This window comes from Haloarcula litorea, from assembly GCF_029338195.1.
Classification (GTDB): Archaea; Halobacteriota; Halobacteria; order Halobacteriales; family Haloarculaceae; genus Haloarcula; species Haloarcula litorea.
Genome location: NZ_CP119779.1, coordinates 1,116,514 through 1,141,806 on the forward strand (window position 1 = coordinate 1,116,514; position 25,293 = coordinate 1,141,806).

Genomic DNA, 25,293 nt, shown 5'->3' on the forward strand with positions numbered 1-25,293 from the left:
TCGAGGCCCGGAACGAAAGGGGACGAGCCGGCCCGTCAGTCCGACGCTTCCGCCGCCGCCACCGGACTGATCGCGATCTCCACCGCGACGCCCTCGACCTCCCAGGTCCGCCGGTGGCCGTCCTCCACGTCGCCGAACTCGTCGGCCCGCACTTCTTCGGCGATCAGGGCCTCGCGCTCCCGGACGAGGTCGGCAACGCGCTCGTCGGCCACGTCGAGGTCGACGACGATGCGCTCCTCGATGTCCAGTTCGAGGTCCTTGCGCATCTCCTGGACCCGGCGGACGACCTCGCGGGCGTACCCCTCGCTCTCGATGTCCTCGGTCAGCGAGGTGTCGACGTAGACGACGCCGCCGCCGTCGAGTGCGCTGAACTCCGTCCCGGTGACGCCCTCGGGCGTCTCCCGGCGGAACGCGACCATCTCCTCGGTCAGGTCCACGCCCTCGCCCAGCGCCTCGGAGACGGCGGCTTCGAGGGCGTCGAGGGACCGCTCGGCGACCCGGGCCTCGTTGAGCGCGTTCATCACCCGGCCGGCGTCGTCGCCGAAGGCGGGGCCGAGTTCGCTCATATCGGCCTCGGCGGAGTAGTGGAGCTCGCCCCACTCGTCGTCGGCCCCGACGACCTCGACCGAGCGCGCGTTCAGCCGGTCGGCGACGATGGCTCGCTGTCGCTCGACGGCGTCGGCGACGGCCTCGCTGTCGGCGTCGTCAGACGACGTCTGACTGCCCGCCGGACCGCGTCCGGCGATGTCGACGACGACCCGCGGGACGGGCCAGCGTAGTTTCCGCTCGGCCTGCTGGCGGGCGTTGGAGCCGGCCTCCTCGACCTCGCGGACGACCGCGACGTCGTCCTCCAGTTCGGGTCGGTGGAGGGCCTCGTCGGGCTCGGGCCAGTCGCACATGTGGACCGTCGGGTGGCCCGAATCGCCGGTCAGCGCGCCGTAGACCCGCTCGGCGACGAACGGCGTGAACGGGGCGAAGAGGGCTGCGACCTCCTCCAGCACGCGGTAGAGGGTGGCGTAGGCGGCCCGCTTGGAGTCGCTGTCCTCCGCCTCCCACATCCGCTCGCGGACGACCTGGATGTAGAAGCGAGAGACGTCCTCGACGACGAAGTCGAGCAGTTCGCCGACGGCCTTGTCGTTGTCGAAGGCGTCCATGTGCTCGGCCATCGCCGCCTCGACGCTCTGGAGCCGCGAGAGGACCCACTCGTCGACGAGTTCGAGGTCGGCTTCGACGTCGGCGAGGGCGACGCTCTCTGGGTCGAAGTCGTCGGCCCGCATGTACGGCAGCGGGAAGCGGGCGACGTTCCAGAGGATGTTGAGCCGGCGTTGCATCTCCTGGGTCTCCTCCCAGGAGAAGTTCATGTCCTCGCCCTGGGCGGTCACCGACAGCAGGAACAGCCGCATCGGGTCCCGACCGTGCTTCTCGATGACCTCGTGGGGGTCGATGAGCACGCCCTTGGACTTGGACATCCCGCGGCCGTCGGGCATGTTGGCGTAGCCGTGCATCAGCACCTCCTCGTAGGGGATCTCGCCGACCGACGCGCCGCCCATCCCGAGCTGGGACCAGAACCAGCCCCGCGTCTGGTCGTGGGCCTCGATGATGAGGTCGGCCGGCCACAGCTCGTCGAAGGCCTCGGTCTGCTCGGGGTAGTCGATGGTGCCCCACGTCGCCACCGAGGAATCCAGCCACACGTCGAAGACGTCGCCGACGCGGGTGTAGGTGGTGCCGTCCTCGGTGATGGTCAGGTCGTCGACGGTCCCCTTGTGGAGGTCCACCGTCTCGGGGTCGACGTCCTGGTCGACGCGCTCGGCCAGCTCCTCGCGGTCGCCGATCACGATCACGTCGTCCATCGACCCGTCCCAGTCGACGGCTTCGCCGTCTCCGTCCGAGGCTGTCGCCTCGCTATCGGGCGTCCAGATGGGAATCGGGATGCCCCAGTAGCGCTGCCGGGAGACGTTCCAGTCGGGGGCCTCCTCGACGAAGTCACGGAAGCGGTTGTCCCGCGCCCACTCGGGGTGCCACTCGGAGTCCTCGATGAGGTCGAGCAGTTCCTCCTTGATGTCGGTGATGGTGATGAACCACTGGTCGGTGACGATGCGGACGATGTCGGTGTCACAGCGCCAGCACTGCCCCTCGCGGACGGTGTGGCCCTCCTCGCTGGAGAGCAGGTGGCCGCCGTCGTCGAGGTCGGCGACGATCTCGTCGTTGGCGTCCCGGACGAAGGTGCCGGCGTACTTCCCGGCGGCGTCGGTGTAGACGCCGTCGCTGCCGACCGGACAGAAGATCTCCAGGCCCAGTTCCTGGCCGCGCTCGAAGTCCTCCTCACCGTGGCCGGGCGCGGAGTGGACCAGGCCGGTGCGGTCGGCCTCGACGTAGTCGGCGGTGTAGACCTGGCCCGACCCCTCGCCGTCGGCGTGGTCGGGCACCGCCTCGGCCAGCGGGTGGTCGTATGCCCAGCCGACGAGGTCCTCGCCGGTCAGTTCCTCGACGACCTCGTAGTCCTCGTAGCGGCCCGCCTTCAGCACGCCCTCGACGCAGGGCTCGGCGACGTAGAGGCGCTCGGTCTCGCCGTCCTTCGTGGCGTCGACGCCGACGTAGGAGAGGTCGCCGTCGACGGCGACGAACGTGTTGGCGACGATGGTCCAGGGCGTGGTGGTCCAGATGACGAGGCTGCCCTCGCGGCTCGCGGTTTCACCGCTCGCGTCGTCCGAGACCTCCCCTCGGTCGGTCTCGCTGAGCGGGAACTTCACGTAGATCGACGGCTTGCCGACGTCGTGGTACTCGACCTCGTTGTTGGCGATGGCCGTCTCACACCGGGGACACTGGTTGATCGAGCGTTGCCCCTGCTCGACGAGGTCCCGCTCGTGGGCCTGCTGGAACCCCCACCAGGCGGCCTCCATATAGGAGGGGTCGACCGTCTTGTAGGGGTCGTCCCAGTCCATCCAGACCCCGAAGTCCCGGAAGTCCCGCTGGAGGCCGTCCAGTTGCTCCTCGGCGAAGGCCTTGCACTCCGCGATGAAGTTCTCCTCGCCGAACTGCTCGATGTCCTTCTTGTTCTCGAAGTCCAGCCGCTCCTCGACCTTCGTCTCGATGGGGAGCCCGTGCATGTCGTAGCCGGGCCGGTCGGTCACGTCGTAGCCCAGCATCCGGTGGTAGCGGATGTAACAGTCCTTCAGTACCTTGTTCCAGGTCGTCCCCATGTGGGCCGCCCCGGAGGTGTAGGGCGGACCGTCGACGAAGAAGAAGTCCTCGCCGTCGGCGCGGTGCTCGACCGTCTGCTCGTAGGCGTCGACGTCGTCCCAGTACTCGAAGACGCCCTCCTCGACGTCCTCGGGGTCGTACTGGTCGTCGACCACGGCGAACCGTTCCATACCGGGACATACCTTGCCGGCGTTAAAGGACAATCGGTTGTGTGTGTCGGTCTCAGCGCTCGCGTCCCAGGCGGAGCGCGCTCGTCTGACCGCTGTTCTCCGTGATGGGGGCGACGACCGCCACCCCTCCGCACCGAGGTCGGTCAGTTCCCCTGCGGGGACGCTGCTGCCGCCGAGCGTCCCGGTGTCGACGTCGCGGACCGTGTACTCGTAGGCGGGCGTACGGGCGAACCGGGGGTCACGGCCGGCAGATCGCTGTGGCGACGCGCGCGGATGGAAACACAATTAGTCCCTGACCCTCCTGACGTAGAGACAATGGTAGCTACGAGTGTCATCGGCTGCGGGAACATGGGCAGCGCCCTGGTGACCGGGCTCTGGAAGTCCGGGAACCACACGGTCGTCGCCTGTGATCTCGATCCCGCCGCCCGGGAAGCCGTCGCGGAGTACTGCACGGAGACGACCGACGACGTCTCGCGGGCGGGGGAGGCCGACGTGGTCTTCCTCGCGGTCAAGCCCGACGTGGTCGAGGCGGTCCTCGAGGAACTCGACCTGTCGGCCGACCAGACGCTGGTGACCATCGCCGCCGGCGTCCCCACCGACTTCGTCGCGGCCCGGACCGACGCCAGCGTCGTCCGCATCATGCCCAACCTCGCCGCCGAGACCCGTGACATGGCCGCGGCCGCCACCGGCGACCTCTCGGCCGAGGTCCGCGAACTGCTCGCGGACGTCGGCGAGTACGCCGAGATCGCGGAGGAACAGATGGACATCGCGACCGCGGTCAACGGCAGCGGTCCCGCCTTCGTCTTCTACTTCATCCAGGCGATGACCGAGGCCGGCGTCGCGGGCGGGTTAGACGAGGAGGAGGCCGAGGTGCTCGCGGCCCAGACGTTCAAGGGGGCCGCCGAGACCGTCCTGCGGGACGACCGCACCGCCGACGAGCTCATCGACGCCGTCTGTTCGCCCAACGGCACGACCATCGAGGGGATGGAGGTCCTCTGGGACAGCGACGCCGACGAGACCCTGGCCGCGGCCGTCGCGGCCGCCGAGGCACGCTCGGAGGAACTGGCGGCGGCGTTCGACGATGGCTGAGCGCGTCGACCCCGAGACCGCCGACGCGACCCGCCGGCTGGCGGCCCAGGCCGACCGCGTGATCGTCAAGGCCGGCACCAACTCCCTGACCGACGAGGCGTCGAACCTCGACGACGCGAAGCTCGACAAGCTCGTCGACGACATCGAGGCCCTGCTCTCGCGGGGCAAGGAGGTCCTGCTCGTCTCCTCCGGTGCGGTGGGGGCCGGCATCGGCCGGGTCGGCCACCAGAAGGGGACCATCGAGGAGTCACAGGCGCTGTCGACGGTGGGCCAGAGCCACCTGATGCGCCGCTACACCGAGAGCTTCGAGCGGTACGACCGCAAGGTGGCCCAGATCCTCATCACGGAACACGACCTGGAGAACCCCGAGCGGTTCACCAACTTCCGCAACACCGTCGAGACGCTCCTCGACTGGGGCATCGTCCCCATCATCAACGAGAACGACGCCGTCGCCACCGAGGAGCTCCAGATCGGCGACAACGACATGATCTCGGCCTCCATCGCCATCGGCGTCGAGGTCGACCTGCTGGTGACCCTGACCGACGTGGACGGGGTCTACACCGGCAACCCAAAGGAGGACGGCGACGCCGAGCGCATCCCGGTCGTCGGCGAGAACTACGGCGAGGTCGAGGAGATCGTCTCGGAGAGCTCCACCAGCGGGTTCGGCGGCATCCGGACGAAGGTCCAGGGCGCGCGCGACGTCAGCGAGCACGGCATCCCGGCGATCATCGCCGGGTCGGCCGAGCCCGACGTGCTGGCGAGGGTGGCCCGCGGCGAATCGGTGGGCACAATATTCGTCCCCATCAACGGTGGGGTAGATGACTGACGCCACCGAACGCCAGGTCGAGCAGGCACAGTCCGCGGCGCTGCGGCTCGCCAACGTCGACGCCGCAGAGCGCGACGCCGCCCTCGAGGCGATCGCCGACGCCGTCCGCGAGAACAGCGAGGCCATCCTCGCGGCCAACGCGGAGGACGTCGCGGCCGCCGAGGAACTGCTCGCCGAGGGCGAGTACACCCAGGCGCTGGTCGACCGGCTGAAGCTCGACGAGGGGAAACTCGAGAGCATCGCCGAGATGGTCGAGTCCGTCGCCGGCCAGACGGACCCGCTTGGCGAGACGCTGGCGGCGCGGGAGCTGGACGAGGACCTCGAACTGTACAAGGTCGCGGTCCCCATCGGCGTCGTCGGGACCATCTTCGAGTCCCGGCCCGACGCGCTGGTCCAGATCGCCGCGCTGGCGCTGAAGTCCGGCAACGCCGTCATCCTCAAGGGCGGCAGCGAGGCCAGCGAGTCCAACCGCGTCCTCTACGAGACCATCGTCGAGGCGACCGACGCGATGCCCGACGGCTGGGCCCAGCACATCGAGGCCCACGCCGAGGTCGACGCCCTGCTGGGGATGGACGACAAGGTCGACCTGCTGATGCCGCGTGGCTCCTCGGAGTTCGTCTCCTACATCCAGGACAACACCCAGATCCCCGTCCTTGGCCACACCGAGGGGGTCTGTCACGTCTACGTCGACGAGGCCGCCGACCTGGAGATGGCCGAGGACGTCGCCGTCGACGCCAAGGTGCAGTACCCCGCGGTCTGTAACGCCGTCGAGACGCTGCTGGTCGACGACGACGTGGCCGAGCAGTTCCTGCCCGGGGTCGTCGAGCGCTACCGCGAGGCGGGCGTCGAACTGCGCGGGGACGCGGCCACCCGCGAGGTGGTCGACGTCGACCCCGCGACCGACGACGACTGGCACGCCGAGTACGGCGACCTCGAACTCTCCATCAAGGTCGTCGAGGACGTCTACGAGGCGGTCGAGCACGTCAACGCCTTCGGCTCGAAACACACCGAGTCCATCCTCACCGAGGACGCCGACGCCGCCGAGACGTTCATGACCGGCATCGACGCCGCCAGCGTCTTCCACAACGCCTCCACCCGCTTCGCGGACGGCTACCGCTACGGCCTGGGCGCGGAGGTGGGCATCTCGACGGGCAAGATCCACGCCCGCGGCCCCGTCGGCCTCGACGGGCTGACGACCTACAAGTACTACCTGGAGGGCGACGGCCAGCTGGTCGCCACCTACGCCGGCGAGGACCCCCGGCCGTTCACTCACCGGGAGTTCGACGGCGACTGGCACCCCGGCCACCTGGCCGACGAGTAGCGTGGCGCGGTTCCCGGCCGAGGACGACCGGCACGCGCTGGCGGCGGACTGCCGGCGCTGTCCCGAACTCGCCGAGAGCCGCGAGTGCATCTCGTGGGGCAACGGCCCGCTGGAGGCCGACGTGGTCGTCGTCGGCGAGGCCCCCGCAGCCGGCGACCCCGACGCCGACGAGTGGCGCGGCGGCAACCTGACCGGGCTGGCCTACACCTCGCGGGCGTCGGGCCGGAAGATCCGCGATCTGTTGTCCGACGCCGGCTTCGGCCACGACGACTGTTACTTCACGAACGCGGTGAAGTGCCACCCGCCCGGGAACCGCGACCCGACCGACGCGGAGCTGGCGAACTGCCGGCCGTACCTCGTCGGCGAGGTCGAGACCGTCGCGCCGCGGGCGGTGCTGCCGACCGGGAAACACGCCACGCGGACGGTGCTGGCGCTTGACGACGCGGAACTGGCGGGCTTCCTCGACAGCGTGCTCACCGTCAGCGAGAGCGAGACGCTCGGCGTCCCCGTCGTCCCGCTGTTGCACCCGAGCTACCAGGAGGTGTGGCTCTCGCGACTGGGCTACGACCGCGCCGAGTACGTCGACGCCATCGCGGCGACGGTGGCCGAGGCCGCCGGCGACGGTCCCGCGTGACCGCCGGCGGAGAAACCTTCATACGCTCGCCGGCCACACCGCCGGACATGGACGACTGCATCTTCTGTCAGATCGTCGACGGCGAGATCCCGAGTCGCACGGTCTACGAGGACGACACCGTGCTGGCGTTCCTCGACGCCAACCCGCTGGCACGCGGACACACGCTCGTCATCCCGAAGGCCCACCACGAGCGGGTCGGCGAGATGCCGAGCGACGTGGCCGCGGCGGTGTTCGCGGCGGTCAACGACCTGACGCCGGCCGTCGAGGCCGCCGTCGACGCCCCCGGAACGACGGTGGCGTTCAACAACGGCGAGGCGGCGGGCCAGGAGGTCCCCCACGCCCACTGCCACATCGTCCCGCGGTTCGAGTCCGACGGCGGCCGCCCGATCCACTCGCTGTTCGGGGACCGGCCCGACCTCTCGGACGCGGAGCTGGACGACGTCGAGGCGGCCATCGAGGCCGAGCGGGACTGAGACGGACGGCGGTCCGACGGAGACCCGTAGCCTTTTATTCCAGGCCGTTATCCAGTGAACGGTATGGGGGTTCGCACACTCGCACTCGCGGGGGCGACCGGCGGTGCCGGGACGACACGCACGACGCTTGAACTGGCGGCCACGCTGGCCCGGGACGGGCGCTCGGTGGGCGTCCTCGACGCGGCCTACGCCACGCAGGGACTGGCGACCCACGTCGGGGACCGGATCCCGACCGACCTGACCGCCGTCGTCGCCGACGACGACCCGCTGGCCGAGGCGCTGGCCGACTGGGGGATCGACGCGCCGGGGAGGGTGGCGATCGCCCCGGCTCACGCGCCCTTCGAGCGGCTCGCTCGCGCGAAGACGCCGGCGGCCGCACAGGCCTTCGAACGTGCCGTCACGGACGCCGTCTCGCGGTTCGACCACGTCCTGATCGACGTGCCGCCGGTGGCGGCCAACCAGGCCGTCGCCGCCGTCTCGGCCGCCGACCGGACGGCGCTTGTCGCGCCGGCGACCGAGCGGGGCGTCGACCTGCTCCCGAGACAGCGGGGCCGGCTGCGCGACGTGGACGCGCCGGCCGACGCCGTCGTGGCGACCCGGGTGGACGCGGCGGGTGCCGTCGAGGTGCCCGACGCCGACTACGGGCTCCCGGCGGCCGCTCCGTCGGCACCGGTCCCGACGGCGCTGGACCCGGAACGGGACCTCGCGCCGGCGGCCGCCGTCGCCGCCGAGGGCCTGCTCGACGTGACCCTCGACGTCGAGTTCCCCGACCCCGGCCTCGTCGAGCGCCTGACCGGTTAGCGCTCGGGGAACGGGACGACCACGGCGGGCCGGTCGAGCGCCGCCAGCAGTCCGCGGGCGGTCGACCCGAGCCCGTCGTCGCCCTCGCGTCCGCCGTGTGGCCCCAGGATCACCTCGTCGGGGTCGTGTTCCGCGACGGCGGCGCGCAGTTCCGCGACGGGGTCGCCCGCTCGCGTCTCCGTCGCGGGCATCGCGGCGGCCAGCCGCGAGCGGGCGACGTTGGCGGCGTCGGCGGCGTCCCGGTCGGGGGCGTCCGGTTCGTCGACGGCGACGACCACGACGCTGTCCTCGCTGGGGTCGAGGCGGGGCTGGAGGTAGTCGGCGGCCGCGGCGGTGACGTGGACCGACGCGGTGGCGACGAGGAAGTCGGTCATGGCCGTCGCTCCGGGCCGGCGGGCCTTGGCGGTTCCGGCCCGAGCGACGAACTTACGTACGGGCTCGCGCTACCGGGACGCGTGCGCGTCGAGAACAGTTTCATCGGGGTCGACGGCGTCGGCGAGCAGACCGAGCGGTCCATCTGGCGGCAGGGGGTCACCCACTGGGACGAGTTCGAGCCCGGCGTCGTCGGCGGGAAGCGCGGCGACCGCATCGCGCAGTTCATCGACGAGGGGTACGACCACCTCGACGACGAGGACGTCGCGTTCTTCGACAGCCGGTTCCCCAGCGGCGAGCGCTGGCGGCTCTACGAGACGTTCCGCGACCGGGCCTGCTTCTTCGACATCGAGACGACGGGGTTAGACGAGCGCCGGAACCGGGTGACGACGGTCAGCCTCCACCAGGACGGCGACACGCAGACGCTGGTGGCCGGCGACGACCTCACCGCGGGGAACCTCCGGGCGGCCTTCGCCGACGCCGACCTCCTGGTGACGTTCAACGGCAAGCGCTTCGACGTCCCCTTCCTCGAACACAACTTCGACGTCGACCTCGACCGCCCCCACCTCGACCTGATGTACACCTGCCGGCAGCTCGATCTCACGGGCGGGCTGAAGGAGATCGAGGGGGCCGTCGGCATCGAGCGCGACCGGCCGGACATCTCCGGGAAAGACGCCGTCCGCCTGTGGCGCGAACACGAGCGGGGTCGGGACGGCGCGCTGGAGACGCTGGTCTCGTACAACCGCGAGGACACGGTGAACCTCCGGACGCTGGCCGACGAGGTGACCGGCCGGCTGGACGAGCGGGTCTTCGAGGGGTAGTCAAGCCGCCGGCGCGTCGTCGACGGTCGCACCGTCCTCGGGCCGCAGCAGGTGCGTCCGGCCGGCGAGAAAGCCCAGCAGGAGGCCGGTGAAGTGCGCGATCAGCGCGACCCCGGGGTTGGCGGTCGCGACGGTGACGGCCGCCGCCAGCACCGCCGCGACGGCCAGCTGGGTGCGGCCCGAGAGGTTGAACCCCCCGACGACCGTCTCCGTGACCCGGTTCCCGCCGAGCAGGTAGCCGAACAGCCCGAAGACGGCACCGCTGGCCCCGAGGACGCTGACGTGCCCGGGCAGGCCGGGCACGAGCGAGCCGAGGACGCCGACGGCCGCGACCTGTGCGACGCCCGAGAGCGCCCCGACGGAGACGAAGAAGGCGTGAAAGCGGGCGCTGGTCGTCACCCGCTCCAGCAGGAGGCCGGCAAGCGCCAGCGCCGCGGCGTTGGCCAGCAGGTGTCCGACCCCGGCGTGGGCGTAGACGCTCGTCACGATCGTCCACGGCTGTGCGAACAGCGGGTTCGACAGGGCGAACGGGGCGCGCTGGGGAGCGACCAGTCCGACGACCTGCTGGCAGGCGAAGACGACCGCAAGCAGCCCCAGCGTGACCACGGTGGGGCTCTCGGAGGGACTGCGCATACCCGGTATTGGCGGCCGAGCCACGTGAAATTACGGGTGGGCGACCGCCGCCGCGGCCGGCGGCCACCGTTATCCGTGCCCGGGTCGAACGTCGACGGGATGACCGGCGTCTACGAACGCGCACTCGGCGACGACGCGGCGGCCCTCCACCCGAAGGTCCGGGAGCGGTACAGCACCGGCCCCGACGACGGGGTCACCGTCGGGCAGGGCGAGATGGACATCACCCGCGGGACCCACGTCCTCCCGGCGCTGTACGCGATGGCCAGTCGCGACATGCTGTTCCCGGAGGCCGGCCACGGGGTCCCGTTCTCGGTGACCACCGTCGGGTACGAACTCGACGGCCACGAGGCGATGACGACCCGCCGGACCTTCGAGTTCGGCGGCAAGCGCCGCCGCTTCGACTCCGTGACGGTGTGGGACGAGCGCGGCGAGCGCCTGCTGGACTTCCTCGGCCGGGGCGGGCCGATCGCGACCGAACTGCACCCCCGCGTCGAGGCCGGCGCGCTGGTCGTCGAGGCGGGCCGCCAGTGGCTCCACCGCGACGGCGACTACCACCGGCTGCCCGGCTTCCTCGCGGCCGGCGTCGAGGTCCGGGACCGCTACGACGAGACCGACGAGCGCTACCACGTCCTCGCCACCGTCGAGAACGCGCTGGCGGGCCACGTCCTCAGCTACCGCGGGTCGTTCACGCAGGCGATGACCGGGCGCGAGGCGGTCGGCGACCTCCGACCGCTGGCCGGCCTGCCGGACCTGCCGCCGCGATGAGCGACGGGGCCGAGGGCGCAATCGGAGGGGAGGTGCCCGGCGTCGCGGTCACGGACGCCAGCGCCGTCGGGGGCGCTGTGCTCTGGACTGCCCTCGTCGCCGCCGGGACGTTCGGCCCGGTCGAGCGTGCGCTCGCGCTCGCACCGCTCGTGCTGGTCCCGCTCGGTCTCGGGATGGCGGCGACGGCGGCGTTCGGCGGGGCGGCCGGGCGACTCGTCGGCGCGGCGGCGTGGCTCCAGCCCGTCGGGGCTGTCCTGCTCGCCGCGTCGCTGGCGCTCCCGGTCGGCGGTGTGCCGGCGGCCGCGCTGGCGACGCCGTGGCTGCTCGTGGCGGCCGCGATCGGATTCGCCGCCGTCCTGCGGACCCGCGCTCGCGGCGGGCTCGCGCTCCCCGAGACGGCCGCCGACGCCGGCTTCGCGTACCTCCCGGTCGGCGCGACGGCGCTGTTGCTCCACCACCTCGGGGTGACGTTCTGGTTCGACGCCGCCATCGTCTTCCTGACCGCGGTACACTTCCACTACGCCGGGTTCCTCCTGCCGGTGCTGACCGGGCTGACGGGCCGGTGTGCCGGCGGAAGCGACGACCGACTGTTCCGCCGCGTCGCGGGCGTGATCGTCGTCGGACCGGCACTGATCGCCGTCGGCATCTCGTTCTCGCCGCTGGTCGAGGTGGTCGCCGTCGGCGTCTTCACCGTCGCAGTCGCGCTGTTCGGCGGACACGTCCTCCTGTGGGTCGCGCCGACGCGACCGCGCCCGCAGGCAGTCCTGCTCGCGGTGTCGGCGCTCGCGCTGCCGCTCTCGATGGCGCTGGCGCTGGGCTACGGCGTCTCGGCGTTCACCGGCTGGTCGCTGGGGCTGGACCTCGCGACGATGGTGGCGCTGCACGGCTCGCTCAACGCCTTCGGGTTCGGCCTGCTCGGGACGGTCGGGTGGCGGCTGGCGGTGCCGGACGCGACCGGCGAGTGACCACGCTCACTCTAGCGACGCGCCGCAGTGCCGACAGGCCTCGCGGTCGAGCCGGTTCGGTGCCCCACAGTCCCCGCAGTTCCGTCGCTCGGTCGACGTCGCCGCCCCGAAGACGCCGCTGTACTGCGCGAGGACGAGCCCGGCCACCACCAGCGACGCCGCCAGTCCCCAGCCGACCGGTCCGAGGAAGAGCAACCCGACGACGGCGACGGCGAGCAGGGCGACGAGGGTGGCCGAGACGAGCGCGTCGGCGCGGTCCATAGCGGCAGTGTGCGGGACGGCAGAATACGCTTTGTGGTGGTTACTGCTCGGCGCGACCCGGGTCGAGCCGATAGCGGGCGGTCGGTTCGCCCTCGAACTGCGGACCGGTGCCGGTCCGCGTGAAACCGACGGACTCGACGGCGGTCTCGACGGCGTCTTCCCCGTCGGGGACCAGCAGCTCCACGTCCATCCGCTCGCGCTCGGCGAAGGCGATGGGCTCGGCCAGCAACCGCTCGCAGGCGTCGGCCGACCCGGCGAGCTGTGTGACGTGGACGGTCCCCTGTTTGGCGTCGTAGCTGACGAACCCGACGATGGTGTCTTCCTCGGTCGCGACGCGGACCGTCCGGTCGTGGACGAGGTTGCGCATCACGTCCGGCGGGCTGTCCGCGAGCTCTGCGAGCCGCCCGGCGTCGGCCTCGACGGCGTCGCGTATCTCCATACCCGTGGGTCGGAGCCACACGCTATTAAACGGTGTGTCGGGGCCCCGGCGCGGTCCCCGAACCGAAGCAGATGAACACAGTTATCCCGAGCGACTGCCAACGCGCTGGCAATGACTCACGTTCGCACGGTGCAGGTGGTCGTATGCGCGTAATCGCCAAGTTCGGGGGGACGAGCCTCGGGAACGGCGACCGCATCAACCGGGCCGCCGACTCCATCGCGGCGGCCGTCGAGCAGGGCCACGAGGTCGGCGTCGTCGCCTCGGCGATGGGCAACACGACCGACGAACTGCTCGACGGGATCGAGTACGACGCCGCCGACGAGGACCGCGCCGAGATCGTCTCGATGGGCGAACGCACCTCCGTCCGGATGCTGAAGGGCGCGCTGGCCGCCCGGGGGATCGAGGCCGTCTTCCTCGAACCCGGGAGCGAGGACTGGCCCATCATCACCGACGAGTACGGCGAGGTCGACGTCGAGGAGACGAGGAAACGCGCCCACGCGCTGGCGGGACAGATGAAAGACGTCGTCCCGGTCCTCACCGGCTTCCTGGCCGAGGACTACGGCGGCAACGTCACGACGCTGGGCCGAGGCGGGTCGGACACGACGGCCGTGATGCTGGGCAACTACATGGACGCCGACGAGGTCGTCATCGTCACCGACGTCGAGGGCGTCATGACCGGCGACCCCCGCGTCGTCGAGGGCGCGCGCAACGTCGGCGAGATCAGCGTCGACGAACTCCGCTCGCTGTCGTTCCGCGGGGCCGAGGTGGTCGCCCCCTCCGCGCTGTCGTACAAGGACGCCGACCTTGGGGTCCGGGTCGTCCACTACCAGCACGACGACCTGCTGCGGGGCGGGACCTCCATCGAGGGCGAGTTCCAGAACCTCATCGACCTCCAGGAGAACCCGCTGTGCTGTGTCACCGTCGCCGGCCGCGCCATCCGCAACAGCCCCGGCATCCTCGCGCAGCTCTCCTCGGCCATCGGCGACGCGGACATCAACATCGAGGCCAACTCCTCCGGGATGGACTCGCTGACGTTCTACGTCGACGGCGACGACGCCGACGAGGTCGAGGCGCTGCTCCACGAGCAGATCGTCGAGGACGAAGCCCTCTCCTCGGTCACCGTGGAAGACGAGATCGCCGTCATCCGGGTCACCGGCGGCGACCCGAACCAGGCCGCGCTCCCCTACCGCGTCGTCGAACCGCTGGCCGACGCCCACATCCACCTCTACGACGTCATCACCTCCGCGACCAGCGTCTCCGTGTTCGTCCCCTGGGCGGACCGCGAGCAGGCGCTGGAACTGATCCAGGACGTCTTCTAAGGACCCCACTTTTTCACGTCGTCGGGTGGCCTCGCGCGGCGAAGCCGCGCTGCGGGCACCGCTCCTGGCAAAGGCGTGGGAAAACCGCCGGCACGCTCCGCGCGACCGGTGAAACGCGGCGCGAAGCGCCGCGGATGCTCGATAACCGCGATAGCTACCCGCAACTGCGACCCCACTGTACCCGCGACCGCTACCGCCCGGCTCCGCGACCGGCTACCGGCCCTGCGTCAGTCGGAAGCCGATCTGTCTGGGGAGGCCCGCCTCCTCGACGGCCGAGATGACGGCGCTGGTGTCGTACTCGACGCGGCGTTCCTCGACGGCCAGTTCGTCGAGGTCGAGGACCGCGTAGGCCGCGCGGTGGTCGTCGTCGCGGGGCTGGCCGACGCTGCCGGGGTTCAGCACGACTCCCGCGTCGTACACCTCGTGGTACTGGTGGTGGGTGTGGCCCATCACGAGCACGTCCTCGTCGCCCAGCAGGTCCGGTCCGAACTCCTCGGGGTAGGTGTAGTGGTCGGGGTCGTCGGGGTGGCCGTGGACGAGCTTCACGCGGCCGTCACACGCCCGCCGCTGCTCGGGCAGGGCCGCGAGCCAGTCCAGTTGCGCCTCGGAGAGCTGCCCGACGGCGTGTTCGACGCCGGCCCTGGCCATACTGTTGAACGCGAACGGCGTCTCGTCGGCGACGGCGCGGTCGTGGTTGCCCATCACCGTCGGGACCTCGTCGTCCGGCCAGGGGACGCCCTCGGGGAGGCCGGCGGACGTGCCCCGCATCGCGTCGACGCAGTCGGCGTGCCAGGGGTTGTAGCCGACCACGTCGCCGGCACAGAGCAGTCGGTCGACGGGAGGCATGTCCGACAGCACCGCCGCCAGCGCGACCCTGTTCCCGTGGATGTCGGAGATGACGCCAACCTTCATTACGTCGCCCTAACAGGTGGGGGGTCTTGAGTGGTGCCACTAGCTCAGTCCGTGTGCCGCCCCCTCACTCGCCGTTGTAGACGGCCACGTCGAAGTCGCCGACGGTGCCGTCGACGCCGGCGGCACAGACCGCGTGTTCGTACTCGTGGTCGTAGACCTCGCGGGCGGCCCCCGCGGCGTCGTCGGCGGCCAGGTCGAATGCGGTGGGGCTGTCCGCCTCGTAGGTCGCGACCAGCGTCGGCTCGGCGACCTCCTCGACGAGCAGCGCGTCCCGCCGGACCGTCCCGACGACCGCACCCGGACCGTCGGCGGTCGTCGTCGGGTCCGACCCGTCGACGCCGACGACGCCGGCCACGCGGGGGGTGTCGTAGTCGTCCTTCTCGAAGTCCAGCGCCAGCAGCGGCTCGGCGACGGCGTCCCGCGCCGGGTAGCCCAGTGCGAGCTTCTCGGCGATCGGGTCGACGTGGGAGCCGTTGCCCACGACGGCACCGCGGTCGGTCACCCTGACTCCGTTGTAGGAGATGTAGGGGTTGTCCGTCTCCGGGGCGTCGGGGGTCGGTTCGACGGTGACGGTCCCGTCGCGCTGGACGGCCCGGCGGTTTGGGAACGACCGCGAGGAGACGCGGTAGGCACCGACGCGCGGGCTGACGACGACGAAGCGTCCGACGTACATACGCGCTGGTGGCGGCCAGCGCCGCATAGCCGTGTCGATGTTCGGCGACGGGGTTGCCGCCGTCGCCCCCGTTGAAGTGTCGGCCGGTCGAACGGCCGCCGTGACCGACCTGTCCCTCCGCCGGTACGACCCCGCCGACGCCGACGCCGTCTGGGACCTCCACGTCCGGGCGCTCCGGGACGCCGGCGGCGACGACGAGGCGTCCGTCCACCGGGACACGGATCTCCGTACGGTAGAGAGCGAGTACATCGATTCGGGCGGCGAGTTCCTCGTCGGCGAGCGCGGCGGCGAGGTGGTGGCGACGGGCGCGTTCCAGCCACATCTGTCCGACCCCGAGGCCGTCGTCCTCCGACGGCTGCGTGTCGACCCCGCCTGCCAGCGCCGGGGGTACGGCACGCGCGTCCTCCACGGGCTGGAGGCCCGCGCCCGCAAGCGGGGCTTCGAGCGGGTGGAGCTGGACGCCGCGCTCGGCCAGGACGCCGCCGTCGCGTTCTACGAGCACCACGGCTACGAGCGGATCGGCCGGGAGTACGTCGAGCCCGCGGACACGACGCTGCTGTTCTTCGAGAAGTCGCTGTGACGCCTGCTGTCGTGTCACAGACCCGGACTGATCGCGCAACGCTTACAAGGCACCACCGGGTACGGTCTGGTGCGCTCAGTCCATTGGGGTAGCGGCCAATCCTGAAGCCTTCTGGGGGCTTCGACCCTGGTTCGAATCCAGGATGGACTACTTCTGTCGCGACCAGTCCGGGAGCGACGGCGTCGTGACGCCTGATTCGAACCCCGGCAGACGAGCACCGCGAGTCTGCCGTCGGTTCGAATCCAGGACGGACTACTTCTCTCCGACGCTGGGCCGCGAGCCGCGGCACCACCCGGCTACTTGAGCCTCCGTCACGGAGGTAGGGTATGTCGCCCGAACACGTCCTCGTGCCGCTGGACGGGTCGCCGCTGGCCGACGACGCACTGGCCCACGCGCTGGCGACGTTCGACTGCCGCGTGACGGTGTTGAACGTCGTCAAGCCCATCGACAGCGGGATGAGCGAGGGCGGCGTCCTGGAACCGGGCGAAGAACGCCGCGAGGCGGCGACGGCCCGGGCCGACCGGCTGGTCGAGGACGCGGCACGGCGGGCCGCCGAGGCCGACCGGACCGTCGAGACGGTCGTGGCGACGGGCGACCCCGCCGAGACCATCCTCGACTACGTCGCGGCCCACGACGTGGATCAGGTGGTGATGGGCGGCCACGGCGGCGACCGCAGCGACCTCGCGCGGCGGTTGCTGGGGACGGTCGCGACGACGGTCGTCGGCGAGGCACCGGTGACGGTGACGGTGGTGCGCTAGGCCAGCCCCAGCACGGTCGCGAAGAGGCGGTAGACGCCGAACCCGAGGGCGACGGAGCTGACCAGCGTCAGGACCCAGAACCCGATCGTGACGCCGATCTTCCGGCGTGAGACGCCCGCGGAGCCGCCGGCCAGCCCGCCGCCGATGACCCCGGAGATGATGATGTTGTTGAACGAGATGGGGATGCCAAGCGCGATCGCGACCTGGGCGATGATGAACCCCGGGACCAGCGCCGCGATGGAGCGGCGCACCCCCAGCTGGGCGTACTCGCGGGCGGTCGCCTGCAGGAGACGGGGCGCGCCCATCCACGCGCCGCCGAGGATGCCGACGGCCCCCACGGTCAGCAGCACGACGCCCGGGAGTCCGAGTTCGGCGCGGTAGAGGTTCTCCAGCGGGCCGGTCGCGAGGCCGACCTGCGAGCCGCCGCTGGAGAAGGCGACGACGGCCCCGAGGACGACCAGGAACGTGCGGATGCCCCGCTCGACGGACGCCTGGGTGCGCCGGCGGATGAACAGGAAGCTCGCGGCGGCCAGCGTGGCGGTCGCGAGGGCGGCGACGCCGGGTACCGGGACGAACAGCGCGGCGACGCCGGCCAGGGAGTTCTGGGCCGCGCCGGGTGGCGCGGGCAGGACGCTCAGTTCGACGTTGGCGACGATGCCACCGACGACGGCCGCCAGCAGCGGGACGCCGACGGTCTCGGGGATGTCGTCCCGGCGGAGCACCGTCGCGGTGAGGTAGGCGAGGCCGCCCGAGACAGGCGGGACGAGCGCCCAGAACAGGGCGATGCGCCGGTAGGTGTCGAACACCGGCGCGCCGCCCAGCGAGAGCCCGACGCCGATCATCGCGCCGGTCGTGGCGAAGGCGGCCGGGACCGGGTAGCCGGTGTAGACGCCGAAGGCCATGAACGCCGTCGCGGTCAGCAGCCCCGCCGTCGCCGCCAGCGACGTGATCTGGACGCCGCCGATGAGACCCGCGCCGACCGTCTCGGAGATGCTGCCGCCCTGCGTGAGCGCGCCCAGCGCGGCGAGGATGCCGATGAGGAAGGCGGCCCGCATCGTCGAGATGGCGTTGGCACCGATCGCCGGGGCGAAGGGCGGCGAGTTGCTGTTCGCACCGAGCGCCCACGCGGTGACGAGCCCGGTCAGCGTCGCGAGCGCGACCAGCGCCCAGAAGAGGACGTCTACCACCTGCGAGTCAGCCCTCCGGAGCGGGTCGGGAGTCGTTCATCACAGGGAGTTCACACGACGGGGCGATAAGCGTTCCCGCGCGAACCGGCGGGTGTGGGCCGAACACTCATACGGGCGGGCGACGGACTCCCCGGTATCGAATGTCGCGCCGCTACGACCACACACGGGTCCAGGAGTACTGGCAGCACGTCTGGGAGCGGGAGGGCGTCTACGAGTGTCCCGACCCCGCCGACGGCGACCGGACGTACGTCCTCGGGATGTTCCCCTACACCTCCGGGTCGCTGCACATGGGCCACATCCGCAACTACGCCATCACCGACGCCCACGCCCGCTACCGGCGGATGGCCGGCGACGACGTGTTGCACCCGATGGGGTGGGACGCGTTCGGCCTCCCGGCCGAGAACGCGGCCTACGAGCGGGACACCGATCCCGAGTCCTGGACCCGGACCTGCATCGAGCGGATGCGCGACGACCTGCAGGAGATGGGCTTCGGGTACGACTGGTCCCGGGAGATCACCACCTGCGACCCCGACTACTACCGCTGGAACCAGTGGCTGTTCACCCGCCTGCACGACGCCGGCCTCGTCGAGTACGACGCCGCGACGGTGAACTGGTGTCCCGACTGCGAGACGGTGCTGGCCGACGCCCAGGTCGAGACCGAGTCGGGTCACGACCACGCCCACGGCGGCGTCTGCTGGCGGTGTGGCACCGGCGTCGAGCGCCGGGAGCTGGACCAGTGGTTCTTCACGATCACCGACTACGCCGACGAGCTGTACGACGGGCTGGACGACCTGGAGGGGTGGCCGGAGGGGGTCCGGGACAGCCAGCGAAACTGGATCGGCCGTCAGTCGGGTGCCGAGGTCGCCTTCGCGGTCGAGGGCCACGGCGAGGTGACGGCGTTCACGAAGCGACTGGACACGGTCCACGGGGCGACCTACCTCGCGCTGGCCCCCGGCCACGAGGTCGTCCGGGACCTGGCCGAGTCCGACGACGCGGTGGCCGAGTACGTCGAGAGCGTCGCCGGCACGGACGACGCCGGCCGCAGCGGCGTCGACACCGGTCTGACCGCGACCAACCCCTACACGGGCGAGTCGATCCCGGTGTACGTCGCCGCCTACGTGCTCGACGACGTGGGGACGGGCGCGGTGATGGGCGTGCCCGCCCACGACGAGCGCGACCACGCGTTCGCGAGCGAGCACGACCTCCCCGTCGAACAGGTGGTCGAACCCGTCGACGGCAGCGGAACCGACCTGCCCGCCGAGCCCTTCACCGACGAGGGGATGCTCGCCACCGGCGACGAGTACGACGGCCTCGCGAGCGCGGCCGCCCGCGAGCGCCTGCTGGCCCACGACGCCGCCAGCGAGGCGACGACCTACCGCCTGCGGGACTGGCTCATCTCCCGGCAGCGCTACTGGGGCACCCCGATCCCGATGGTCCACTGCGGGGACTGCGGCCGGGTGCCGGTCCCCGACGAGGACCTGCCCGTCGAACTCCCGGAGTACGTCCAGACGACCGGCAATCCGCTGGACGCGGCCGAGGAGTGGAAGGCGACCGAGTGCCCGGAGTGTGGCGGGGCGGCGACCCGGGAGACGGACACGATGGACACCTTCGTCGACTCCTCGTGGTACTTCCTGCGGTACCTCTCGCCACACCTGGAGACCGCGCCCTTCGACCAGGACACCGCCGACGAGTGGCTGCCCGTCGACGTCTACGTCGGCGGCGAGGAACACGCCGTGCTCCACCTGCTGTACATCCGCTTTTTCACGCGGGCGCTGGCCGACCTCGGGCTGCTCGAGCGGCGCGAACCGGTCGAGCGGCTCATCAACCAGGGGACGGTGCTCCACGGCGGCGAGAAGATGTCCAAGTCCGCGGGCAACGACATCGCGCCCCACGAGTACGGGGCCGAGACCACGCGGCTGTTCGTCCTCTCGGCGGCCCACCCCGCCCAGGACTTCGAGTGGACCGCCGAGGACGTCTCGACGGCCTACGAGTTCCAGCAGGACGTCTACGGGATGGTCGCCGACTACGCCGGGAGCGAGACCCCCACCCGAACCGACAGCGCCCCCCACGACGCCTACCTCGAACGCGAGATCGACCGCACCGTCGCCGCCGTCACCGAGGAGTACGACCGCTTCCGCTTCCACCGCGTCGTCGGCGAACTCCAGCGGTTCGCCCGCCTGCTGCGGCGGTACGCGGGCTACGCGGAACCGTACAGGTTCGCCTACGGGCGGGGGCTGCGCGTCCTGACGAAGCTGCTCGCTCCCATCGCTCCCTACCTGGCCGAGGAGCTGTGGAGCCTGCTCGACGAGGACGGGCTGGTCGTCACCGCCGACTGGCCCGAGCCGTTCCGGGACGTCGACGACCACCGAATCGAGCGGCAGGTCGTCCGGGCGACGCTGGCCGACGTCCGGGACATCCTCGGGATGGTCGACATCGACGCCCCCGAGACCATCGAGATCGCCGTCGCCGAGGACTGGAAGTACGAGGCCTACGAGCGCGCCCGCGCCGTCGAGCGCGGCGAGGCCGACGCCGACGACGTGGTCGCGGCGGTGATGGGCGACGAGTCGCTCCGGGAGCACGGCGACGCCGCGGCGGAGTTCGCCGCCGACCTGGCCGACCGGGCCGGCCTCGAACCGATCGTCGACGGCGACCACGAACTCGACGTGCTCTCCCAGGCCGCGTGGCTCTTCGAGGACGAGTTCGACGCCGAGGTGCGGGTCCACCGCGCCGAGACGGGGACCGAGCGAGCCCGGAACGCCCGGCCGAACCGGCCCGCCATCCACATCGCGTAGCGGGGCACTCTCGGCCGACCACCGTTGCAGCTGCCGGCCTCGCGTTTTTGGGACTCGACGGGCTACGCTCGCCTATGCGACAGCGAACGCTCGGCGTCACCGGGATAGAGACCGAGGAGTCAGAGGAGACGGTCGAGGGTGCACTCACCGGCGTCACCGGCATCAAGTCCGCCGTCGCCGACAGCGAGACCGGCGAGGTGACCGTCGAGTCCGAGGACGGCGTCGACGACCAGTCCATCGTCGACGCGCTCAGCGAACTCGGCTACGAGCTGAAGGACTGACACGGCCGGTCGACCGCGGGCGGATCGGCGTCACGCGGCGTCGGCGTGGGCGCGCTCGACGGCTGCCGAGAGCGTGGCGCGGTTCTCGTGGTGGTAGAGGTGCGAGCGACAGCCACAGTCCGAACAGCCGAAGGAGTCGACGCCGTCGAACCGCTCGCCCAGTTTCCGGGCGACCGCACACTCGGCGTCGGCCTCGGTCGTGACGACGGTGTCGACCCGTGTCCCGTCGGCCCCCAGCAGGTAGTCGACGTGCCAGTGGCGGGCGTCGTTGTCGCCGGCGGCGACGGCGCGGTGGCGGTCGACGCGGGCGAACCCGCCGCTGCCCAGCGCGCTGCCGGTGTAGGCGTACCACCCCGCCGGCAGCGACAGGTCGCCGAGCGCCCCGACCTCGACGGTGCCGCCACTGGGCCGCTCGACGAGCAGCGTGTACGTCCCGCCGGCCATCTACGCGGCCATATCGGGGTCGGCCGCGAACTCGTCGTAGCCGCCCAGCCGGAACTCGCGGGTGTCGGTGCAGTCCTCCTCGCCGGCGGCGAGTTCGCCGACGAGCCAGTTGAACCGGTGTTCGAAGTCGTCGTAGGGGGCCTCCGCGAGGGTGTCGAGCGCGTCGTCGGCAGTCAGGTCCTCGTCGTACTGCTCGGCGAAGGCCGCGACGTTCTCGGCGGCGGTCGCGGCGGTCTCCTCGTCGGTCGCCTCGCTGAACGCGTCGGTCAGGTCGTCGGTGAGGTCGGACATGTCCGTGTCCAGGGCGCGGGGCCACGTATGCGTTCTGGACCTGGTGAAAAGTGTCGAAGGGGGCGGGCCCCGGTGTCACTCCTTCGACCGGAGTCGCCGGTAGAGGTAGGCGACGCCGAGCCCGCCGGCGATCAGCGCCGGGACCAGCGGCGAGTCGGCCGCCTTGGACGTCCCCCGCCGGACCGTCTCGGCGACCGACCGCGAGTCGTCGACGTACTCCAGGATCGCGTCGGTGTCGTTGGGCACCGGCTCGGGCTCTGCGCCGGCCTCGGCGGCGGCGTCGGGGTCTTTCAGCAGGTGGCCGGTCGTGAGACAGACGACGGACTCGTCGTCTTCGACGACCCCCTGCTCGCGGAGTTTCCGCAGGCCGGCGATCGACGCCGCGGAGGCGGGTTCGACGCCGACGCCCTCGCCGGCGAGGTCTCGCTGGGCCGCGGTGATCTCCTCGTCCGAGACGGCGACGGCGGTGCCGCCGGTCTCGCGGATGCCGGGCAGGGCCTTCGGGGCGTTGACCGGGTTGCCGATGCGGATGGCCGTCGCGCGGGTCTCGACGTCCTCCCAGCGACGGGTCTCGTCGTAGCCCTCCTCGATGGCCTCGACCATCGGGGCGGCCCCCTCTGCCTGTGCGCCGGTGATCTTCGGCACCTGCTCCTCGGTGATCGCGCCGGCCGCGACGAGTTCGCGGAAGCACTTGTACAGCGCGGCGGTGTTGCCGGCGTTGCCGACCGGCAGGACGATGCGGTCGGGGTACTCGCCGTAGTCCTCGTAGTGGGCCTCCAGGATCTCCAGGCCGATGGTCTTCTGGCCCTCCAGGCGGAAGGGGTTCAGCGAGTTCAGGAGGTACGCCTCGCCGCGGGCCGCGAGGTCCTGCACGCGGTCGAGACACTGGTCGAAGTTGCCGTCGACCTCGAGGATGCGGGCCTGGTGGAGCGCGGCCTGTGCGATCTTGCCGGCCGCGACCTTCCCCTCGGGCAGGAGGACGAGCGTCTCCATCCCGCCGCGAGCGCCGTAGGCGGCCAGCGCCGCGGAGGTGTTCCCCGTCGAGGCACAGGCCAGCCGGTCGACCCCGACCGCCTGGGCGACCCGCACGCCGACGGTCATCCCGCGGTCCTTGAACGAGCCGGTGGGGTTCATCCCCTCGTGTTTGACCCGCAGGCTCTCGACGCCGACCTCCGCTTCCAGCCGGGGGACCCGGTGCAGCGGCGTGTCGCCCTCGGGCAGGGAGACCCCCTCGTCGAAGGGGAGCGCGTCGCTGTAGCGCCAGACGCCCCGTCCCTCGAAGTCCTCGAAGGTGGGGAGGTCCGCGTAGCGAACTTCGAGGAGGCCGTCGCAGTCGTCGCAGGTGTACCGGACTGCCTCGAAGGGGGCGAACGTCTCGCCACACTCGATGCAGGCCAGCCAGACGCCGTCGTCGGCGACCGGCGGCACGTCGTCGGTGAGTTGCAGGTCGGCCATCACCGGGAGGCACGGCCCCACCGGGCAAAAGTCGGACGGTTACGCGCCGTGGACGGCCGATCGGCGCGGCCCGCGTCGACGGCTCAGGCGTCGCTGGCGTCGAACTCGTCGATGCGGTCGTGGACCGCCGCGGTCCACTGGTCCAGGGCCTCGTGCATCAGGTCGCGGGCCTCGGCCAGCGGCGTCGCGGTGTACTGGTAGACGTGGCCGCCGCCGTCGAGGAGCCGGCGTTCGCGGCTGGCCAGCCCCCGGTCGCGCAGCGTCGACAGCGACCGGTTGACGTTCGAACGGTCGCGGTCGAGGGCGGTCGCCAGTTCCGCGACGGTGCTGCCGGGGTTGTCCAGCAGCGTCCGGTAGGTCCGGACCTCGTGGGCTTGGATGCCGAAGACACAGGCCATCACCTCGTCGAGGTTCGGGTCCTCGTCGGGCATCAGGTCCTCGAAGGACTCCGCTGCGGGGTCGGCGGTCATGGCCACGGATAGGCGTGGCACACGCATAAGCGGCCGCGTTACCCGCGGCTCACCCGGTGGCGTCGCCGTCACCGCCGGACGCGTACCCCTGTCGCTCCAGACAGGTCCGCATCTCCTCGCGCGAGTCGTGCTTGTGCAGGCGCGTCGGCGTGTCGCAGTACCAGACGCCGTCGTACCGCAGCGTCACCTCGTGGGCCTCCCCGAGGAACTGCGTGCGGACGATCACGCGCCGCCCCGACTCCAGCGCGTCGAGGATGTCGTCGGTCGTGGCCTCGCCCGCGTCGACGACCAGTGGTTCCATCCGGAGGTACTACCGCTTCCACCTCCTTAACTGTCGGCTGGATCGGGTCCGCTCCGTCGGCACCGGCCAGTCCCGACGACCGGATCGCTCGGACGTGAACCGGTCCCGAACGCGCCGGAAAGGGAACGGTTTCGGGTGGAGCCGGAACACGAACTCGTGTGTGAACCGTTCTCGAACGTAGCGGAAAGGGTAGCGTTTCGGGTGGAGGTTCGATCCACGTCACCGTGTGCCGTACCACCGTCCCGCAATCGCTATGTTCCGTCGGGACGCGAGAGTAGCTATGGCGACCGACACACTGGCCGGACAGACGGTACTGGTCACGGGTGCGAGTTCGGGCATCGGCGCGGCGACGGTCCGGCGCGTCGCGGACGCCGGCGGGGACGTCGCGCTGCTGGCCCGCCGCGAGGAGCGGCTGCGCGACGTCGCCGACGCGGTGGCCGCCGACCACGGCGTCGACACCCACGTCGTCCCCGCGGACGTGAGCGAGAGCGCCGCGGTGGCCGCCGCCGTCGAGTCCACCGTCGACGCCCTCGGATCGCTGGACGGCGTCGTCGTCAACGCCGGCCTCGCTCGCGGGAGCGACGTCGAGACGATGACCGACGAGGAGTTCCGGACGATGCAGCAGGTCAACGTCGAGGGTGCCTTCTACACCGCCCGCGAGGCGCTCCCGCACCTCCGGGAGGGCGACGGTGTGCTGGTGTTCATCGGCAGTTTCGCCGGGCAGTACCCCCGCCCGTTCAACCCCGTCTACGCCGCGACGAAGTGGTGGGTCCGCGGGTTCGCGGCGAGCCTCGCCGGCCAGGTCGGCGGCGACGGGGTCGGCGTCACGGTCGTCAACCCCACCGAGGTCCGGTCGGAGTTCGGCAGCGAGGAGGGCGACCCGTTCACCGAGCGGTTCGACCCCGGCGAGGTGACCGAGCCCGAGGAGGTGGCCGACGCCGTCGGTTTCGCGCTCGCACAGGAACCCCCGACGACCGTCAACGAGATCGACGTCTACCGGCGGGACAAGTTCGGCGGGTTCTGAGCGGCGGGGGAGAGCGCACCGGTGACTGCGTCGAC

General features: G+C 71.4%; 28 protein-coding genes and 1 tRNA gene. 16 read left to right on the forward strand and 13 right to left on the reverse strand.

Translation table 11 applies throughout. The annotated features are described in order from the left end of the window. Nucleotides 1-35: 35 nt before the first annotated feature. A complete protein-coding gene (ileS, locus tag P0592_RS05865; protein ID WP_276273346.1) occupies nt 36-3,371 on the reverse strand; it encodes an isoleucine--tRNA ligase in 3,336 nt (1,111 codons plus the stop codon). A gap of 315 nt (nt 3,372-3,686) precedes the next feature. Between ileS and proC the strand changes: the two genes are divergently transcribed. From proC to P0592_RS05895, 6 genes are all read left to right on the forward strand, one after another. Next, nucleotides 3,687-4,460: a pyrroline-5-carboxylate reductase gene (gene proC / locus P0592_RS05870; protein ID WP_276273347.1), complete on the forward strand. Its 774-nt coding sequence runs from the start codon at nt 3,687-3,689 to the stop codon at nt 4,458-4,460. Beyond that, entirely contained in the window at nt 4,453-5,286 is an 834-nt protein-coding gene (gene proB / locus P0592_RS05875) for a glutamate 5-kinase (protein WP_276273348.1), read from the forward strand. The genes proC and proB overlap by 8 nt, the downstream gene beginning before the upstream one ends. Next, a complete protein-coding gene (locus P0592_RS05880) occupies nt 5,279-6,607 on the forward strand; it encodes a glutamate-5-semialdehyde dehydrogenase (RefSeq protein ID WP_276273349.1) in 1,329 nt (442 codons plus the stop codon). The genes proB and P0592_RS05880 overlap by 8 nt, the downstream gene beginning before the upstream one ends. Nucleotide 6,608: 1 nt before the next feature. Beyond that, complete coding sequence (locus tag P0592_RS05885; RefSeq protein WP_276273350.1) at nt 6,609-7,241, forward strand: uracil-DNA glycosylase; 633 nt, start codon at nt 6,609-6,611, stop codon at nt 7,239-7,241. Nucleotides 7,242-7,288: 47 nt separating this feature from the next. Continuing rightward, nucleotides 7,289-7,714, forward strand: coding sequence for an HIT family protein (locus tag P0592_RS05890; RefSeq protein WP_276273351.1), 426 nt, complete (start codon nt 7,289-7,291; stop codon nt 7,712-7,714). Nucleotides 7,715-7,777: 63 nt separating this feature from the next. After that, nucleotides 7,778-8,515: a ParA family protein gene (locus P0592_RS05895; RefSeq protein ID WP_276273352.1), complete on the forward strand. Its 738-nt coding sequence runs from the start codon at nt 7,778-7,780 to the stop codon at nt 8,513-8,515. Here the strand turns inward: P0592_RS05895 and P0592_RS05900 are convergent. Next, nucleotides 8,512-8,889 (reverse strand): universal stress protein, encoded by a 378-nt coding sequence (locus tag P0592_RS05900; RefSeq protein ID WP_276273353.1) that lies wholly within the window; start codon nt 8,887-8,889, stop codon nt 8,512-8,514. The genes P0592_RS05895 and P0592_RS05900 overlap by 4 nt on opposite strands. Nucleotides 8,890-8,970: 81 nt before the next feature. Here P0592_RS05900 and P0592_RS05905 point away from each other — a divergent pair, with 81 nt between their 5' ends. Next, a complete protein-coding gene (locus P0592_RS05905; RefSeq protein WP_276273354.1) occupies nt 8,971-9,708 on the forward strand; it encodes a ribonuclease H-like domain-containing protein in 738 nt (245 codons plus the stop codon). Here P0592_RS05905 and P0592_RS05910 read toward each other — a convergent pair whose 3' ends face one another. Next, nucleotides 9,709-10,341, reverse strand: a complete 633-nt coding sequence (locus tag P0592_RS05910) for a rhomboid family intramembrane serine protease (RefSeq protein WP_276273355.1) — start codon at nt 10,339-10,341, stop codon at nt 9,709-9,711. Between the two features lie 99 nt (nt 10,342-10,440). Here P0592_RS05910 and P0592_RS05915 point away from each other — a divergent pair, with 99 nt between their 5' ends. Beyond that, nucleotides 10,441-11,106: a DUF4166 domain-containing protein gene (locus tag P0592_RS05915; RefSeq protein WP_276273356.1), complete on the forward strand. Its 666-nt coding sequence runs from the start codon at nt 10,441-10,443 to the stop codon at nt 11,104-11,106. Further along, on the forward strand, nt 11,103-12,071 hold the full coding sequence (locus P0592_RS05920; RefSeq protein WP_276273357.1) for a YndJ family protein: 969 nt from the start codon (nt 11,103-11,105) through the stop codon (nt 12,069-12,071). Before P0592_RS05915 ends, P0592_RS05920 begins: the two co-directional genes overlap by 4 nt. Nucleotides 12,072-12,077: 6 nt before the next feature. Here P0592_RS05920 and P0592_RS05925 read toward each other — a convergent pair whose 3' ends face one another. Together P0592_RS05925 and P0592_RS05930 are read right to left on the reverse strand one after the other, a co-directional pair. After that, complete coding sequence (locus tag P0592_RS05925) at nt 12,078-12,332, reverse strand: zinc ribbon domain-containing protein (RefSeq protein ID WP_276273358.1); 255 nt, start codon at nt 12,330-12,332, stop codon at nt 12,078-12,080. A gap of 40 nt (nt 12,333-12,372) precedes the next feature. Next, nucleotides 12,373-12,771, reverse strand: a complete 399-nt coding sequence (locus P0592_RS05930; protein WP_276273359.1) for a hypothetical protein — start codon at nt 12,769-12,771, stop codon at nt 12,373-12,375. Nucleotides 12,772-12,914: 143 nt separating this feature from the next. Between P0592_RS05930 and P0592_RS05935 the strand changes: the two genes are divergently transcribed. Beyond that, on the forward strand, nt 12,915-14,090 hold the full coding sequence (locus tag P0592_RS05935) for an aspartate kinase (RefSeq protein ID WP_276273360.1): 1,176 nt from the start codon (nt 12,915-12,917) through the stop codon (nt 14,088-14,090). Nucleotides 14,091-14,303: 213 nt separating this feature from the next. Here the strand turns inward: P0592_RS05935 and P0592_RS05940 are convergent, their stop codons facing one another. Both P0592_RS05940 and P0592_RS05945 read right to left on the reverse strand, forming a co-directional pair. Then, nucleotides 14,304-15,002: a metallophosphoesterase family protein gene (locus P0592_RS05940; RefSeq protein ID WP_276273361.1), complete on the reverse strand. Its 699-nt coding sequence runs from the start codon at nt 15,000-15,002 to the stop codon at nt 14,304-14,306. Between the two features lie 64 nt (nt 15,003-15,066). Further along, nucleotides 15,067-15,675: an IMP cyclohydrolase gene (locus P0592_RS05945; RefSeq protein ID WP_276273362.1), complete on the reverse strand. Its 609-nt coding sequence runs from the start codon at nt 15,673-15,675 to the stop codon at nt 15,067-15,069. 100 nt (nt 15,676-15,775) lie between these two features. On the opposite strand from P0592_RS05945, the gene P0592_RS05950 reads away from it, so the two are divergent. From P0592_RS05950 to P0592_RS05960, 3 genes are all read left to right on the forward strand, one after another. Continuing rightward, nucleotides 15,776-16,255, forward strand: a complete 480-nt coding sequence (locus P0592_RS05950) for a GNAT family N-acetyltransferase (RefSeq protein ID WP_276273363.1) — start codon at nt 15,776-15,778, stop codon at nt 16,253-16,255. A gap of 77 nt (nt 16,256-16,332) precedes the next feature. After that, nucleotides 16,333-16,405 (forward strand) — tRNA-Gln (locus P0592_RS05955). A gap of 176 nt (nt 16,406-16,581) precedes the next feature. Continuing rightward, entirely contained in the window at nt 16,582-17,013 is a 432-nt protein-coding gene (locus P0592_RS05960; protein ID WP_276273364.1) for a universal stress protein, read from the forward strand. Here the strand turns inward: P0592_RS05960 and P0592_RS05965 are convergent. Further along, the gene (locus tag P0592_RS05965; RefSeq protein WP_276273365.1) at nt 17,010-18,200 is read right to left on the reverse strand and encodes an inorganic phosphate transporter; all 1,191 of its coding nucleotides are present in this window, start codon (nt 18,198-18,200) and stop codon (nt 17,010-17,012) included. The two genes, P0592_RS05960 and P0592_RS05965, sit on opposite strands and share 4 nt — an antisense overlap. Nucleotides 18,201-18,340: 140 nt before the next feature. On the opposite strand from P0592_RS05965, the gene leuS reads away from it, so the two are divergent. Beyond that, the gene (gene leuS, locus P0592_RS05970; RefSeq protein WP_276273366.1) at nt 18,341-20,992 is read left to right on the forward strand and encodes a leucine--tRNA ligase; all 2,652 of its coding nucleotides are present in this window, start codon (nt 18,341-18,343) and stop codon (nt 20,990-20,992) included. Between the two features lie 74 nt (nt 20,993-21,066). Further along, a complete protein-coding gene (locus P0592_RS05975; RefSeq protein ID WP_276273367.1) occupies nt 21,067-21,273 on the forward strand; it encodes a heavy-metal-associated domain-containing protein in 207 nt (68 codons plus the stop codon). A gap of 30 nt (nt 21,274-21,303) precedes the next feature. On the opposite strand, the gene P0592_RS05980 is transcribed toward P0592_RS05975, so the two are convergent. The 5 genes from P0592_RS05980 to P0592_RS06000 all read right to left on the reverse strand — a co-directional run bounded on the left by P0592_RS05980 (nt 21,304) and on the right by P0592_RS06000 (nt 24,234). After that, nucleotides 21,304-21,717: a GIY-YIG nuclease family protein gene (locus P0592_RS05980; protein WP_276273368.1), complete on the reverse strand. Its 414-nt coding sequence runs from the start codon at nt 21,715-21,717 to the stop codon at nt 21,304-21,306. Beyond that, nucleotides 21,718-22,008 carry a hypothetical protein gene (locus tag P0592_RS05985; protein WP_276273369.1) on the reverse strand — a complete coding sequence of 97 codons (291 nt, stop codon included), beginning with the start codon at nt 22,006-22,008 and terminating at the stop codon, nt 21,718-21,720. Between the two features lie 75 nt (nt 22,009-22,083). After that, nucleotides 22,084-23,463 (reverse strand): threonine synthase, encoded by a 1,380-nt coding sequence (thrC, locus tag P0592_RS05990; RefSeq protein WP_276273370.1) that lies wholly within the window; start codon nt 23,461-23,463, stop codon nt 22,084-22,086. An 83-nt stretch (nt 23,464-23,546) separates the two neighbouring features. Continuing rightward, nucleotides 23,547-23,933, reverse strand: coding sequence for a helix-turn-helix domain-containing protein (locus P0592_RS05995; protein ID WP_276273371.1), 387 nt, complete (start codon nt 23,931-23,933; stop codon nt 23,547-23,549). Nucleotides 23,934-23,982: 49 nt separating this feature from the next. Then, on the reverse strand, nt 23,983-24,234 hold the full coding sequence (locus P0592_RS06000) for a DUF8001 family protein (protein ID WP_276273372.1): 252 nt from the start codon (nt 24,232-24,234) through the stop codon (nt 23,983-23,985). Between the two features lie 280 nt (nt 24,235-24,514). On the opposite strand from P0592_RS06000, the gene P0592_RS06005 reads away from it, so the two are divergent. Beyond that, complete coding sequence (locus tag P0592_RS06005) at nt 24,515-25,258, forward strand: SDR family oxidoreductase (RefSeq protein WP_276273373.1); 744 nt, start codon at nt 24,515-24,517, stop codon at nt 25,256-25,258. Nucleotides 25,259-25,293: the final 35 nt, after the last annotated feature.

What these genes read in the sequence shown, in the direction of transcription:
- ileS (WP_276273346.1), bottom strand. Translation starts at nt 3,371, where the DNA reads ATGGAACGGTTCGCCGTGGTCGACGACCAGTACGACCCCGAGGACGTC.
- proC (WP_276273347.1), top strand. Translation starts at nt 3,687, where the DNA reads ATGGTAGCTACGAGTGTCATCGGCTGCGGGAACATGGGCAGCGCCCTG.
- proB (WP_276273348.1), top strand. Translation starts at nt 4,453, where the DNA reads ATGGCTGAGCGCGTCGACCCCGAGACCGCCGACGCGACCCGCCGGCTG.
- P0592_RS05880 (WP_276273349.1), top strand. Translation starts at nt 5,279, where the DNA reads ATGACTGACGCCACCGAACGCCAGGTCGAGCAGGCACAGTCCGCGGCG.
- P0592_RS05890 (WP_276273351.1), top strand. Translation starts at nt 7,289, where the DNA reads ATGGACGACTGCATCTTCTGTCAGATCGTCGACGGCGAGATCCCGAGT.
- P0592_RS05895 (WP_276273352.1), top strand. Translation starts at nt 7,778, where the DNA reads ATGGGGGTTCGCACACTCGCACTCGCGGGGGCGACCGGCGGTGCCGGG.
- P0592_RS05900 (WP_276273353.1), bottom strand. Translation starts at nt 8,889, where the DNA reads ATGACCGACTTCCTCGTCGCCACCGCGTCGGTCCACGTCACCGCCGCG.
- P0592_RS05910 (WP_276273355.1), bottom strand. Translation starts at nt 10,341, where the DNA reads ATGCGCAGTCCCTCCGAGAGCCCCACCGTGGTCACGCTGGGGCTGCTT.
- P0592_RS05915 (WP_276273356.1), top strand. Translation starts at nt 10,441, where the DNA reads ATGACCGGCGTCTACGAACGCGCACTCGGCGACGACGCGGCGGCCCTC.
- P0592_RS05920 (WP_276273357.1), top strand. Translation starts at nt 11,103, where the DNA reads ATGAGCGACGGGGCCGAGGGCGCAATCGGAGGGGAGGTGCCCGGCGTC.
- P0592_RS05925 (WP_276273358.1), bottom strand. Translation starts at nt 12,332, where the DNA reads ATGGACCGCGCCGACGCGCTCGTCTCGGCCACCCTCGTCGCCCTGCTC.
- P0592_RS05930 (WP_276273359.1), bottom strand. Translation starts at nt 12,771, where the DNA reads ATGGAGATACGCGACGCCGTCGAGGCCGACGCCGGGCGGCTCGCAGAG.
- P0592_RS05935 (WP_276273360.1), top strand. Translation starts at nt 12,915, where the DNA reads ATGCGCGTAATCGCCAAGTTCGGGGGGACGAGCCTCGGGAACGGCGAC.
- P0592_RS05940 (WP_276273361.1), bottom strand. Translation starts at nt 15,002, where the DNA reads ATGAAGGTTGGCGTCATCTCCGACATCCACGGGAACAGGGTCGCGCTG.
- P0592_RS05945 (WP_276273362.1), bottom strand. Translation starts at nt 15,675, where the DNA reads ATGTACGTCGGACGCTTCGTCGTCGTCAGCCCGCGCGTCGGTGCCTAC.
- P0592_RS05960 (WP_276273364.1), top strand. Translation starts at nt 16,582, where the DNA reads ATGTCGCCCGAACACGTCCTCGTGCCGCTGGACGGGTCGCCGCTGGCC.
- leuS (WP_276273366.1), top strand. Translation starts at nt 18,341, where the DNA reads ATGTCGCGCCGCTACGACCACACACGGGTCCAGGAGTACTGGCAGCAC.
- P0592_RS05975 (WP_276273367.1), top strand. Translation starts at nt 21,067, where the DNA reads ATGCGACAGCGAACGCTCGGCGTCACCGGGATAGAGACCGAGGAGTCA.
- P0592_RS05980 (WP_276273368.1), bottom strand. Translation starts at nt 21,717, where the DNA reads ATGGCCGGCGGGACGTACACGCTGCTCGTCGAGCGGCCCAGTGGCGGC.
- P0592_RS05985 (WP_276273369.1), bottom strand. Translation starts at nt 22,008, where the DNA reads ATGTCCGACCTCACCGACGACCTGACCGACGCGTTCAGCGAGGCGACC.
- thrC (WP_276273370.1), bottom strand. Translation starts at nt 23,463, where the DNA reads ATGGCCGACCTGCAACTCACCGACGACGTGCCGCCGGTCGCCGACGAC.
- P0592_RS05995 (WP_276273371.1), bottom strand. Translation starts at nt 23,933, where the DNA reads ATGACCGCCGACCCCGCAGCGGAGTCCTTCGAGGACCTGATGCCCGAC.
- P0592_RS06000 (WP_276273372.1), bottom strand. Translation starts at nt 24,234, where the DNA reads ATGGAACCACTGGTCGTCGACGCGGGCGAGGCCACGACCGACGACATC.
- P0592_RS06005 (WP_276273373.1), top strand. Translation starts at nt 24,515, where the DNA reads ATGGCGACCGACACACTGGCCGGACAGACGGTACTGGTCACGGGTGCG.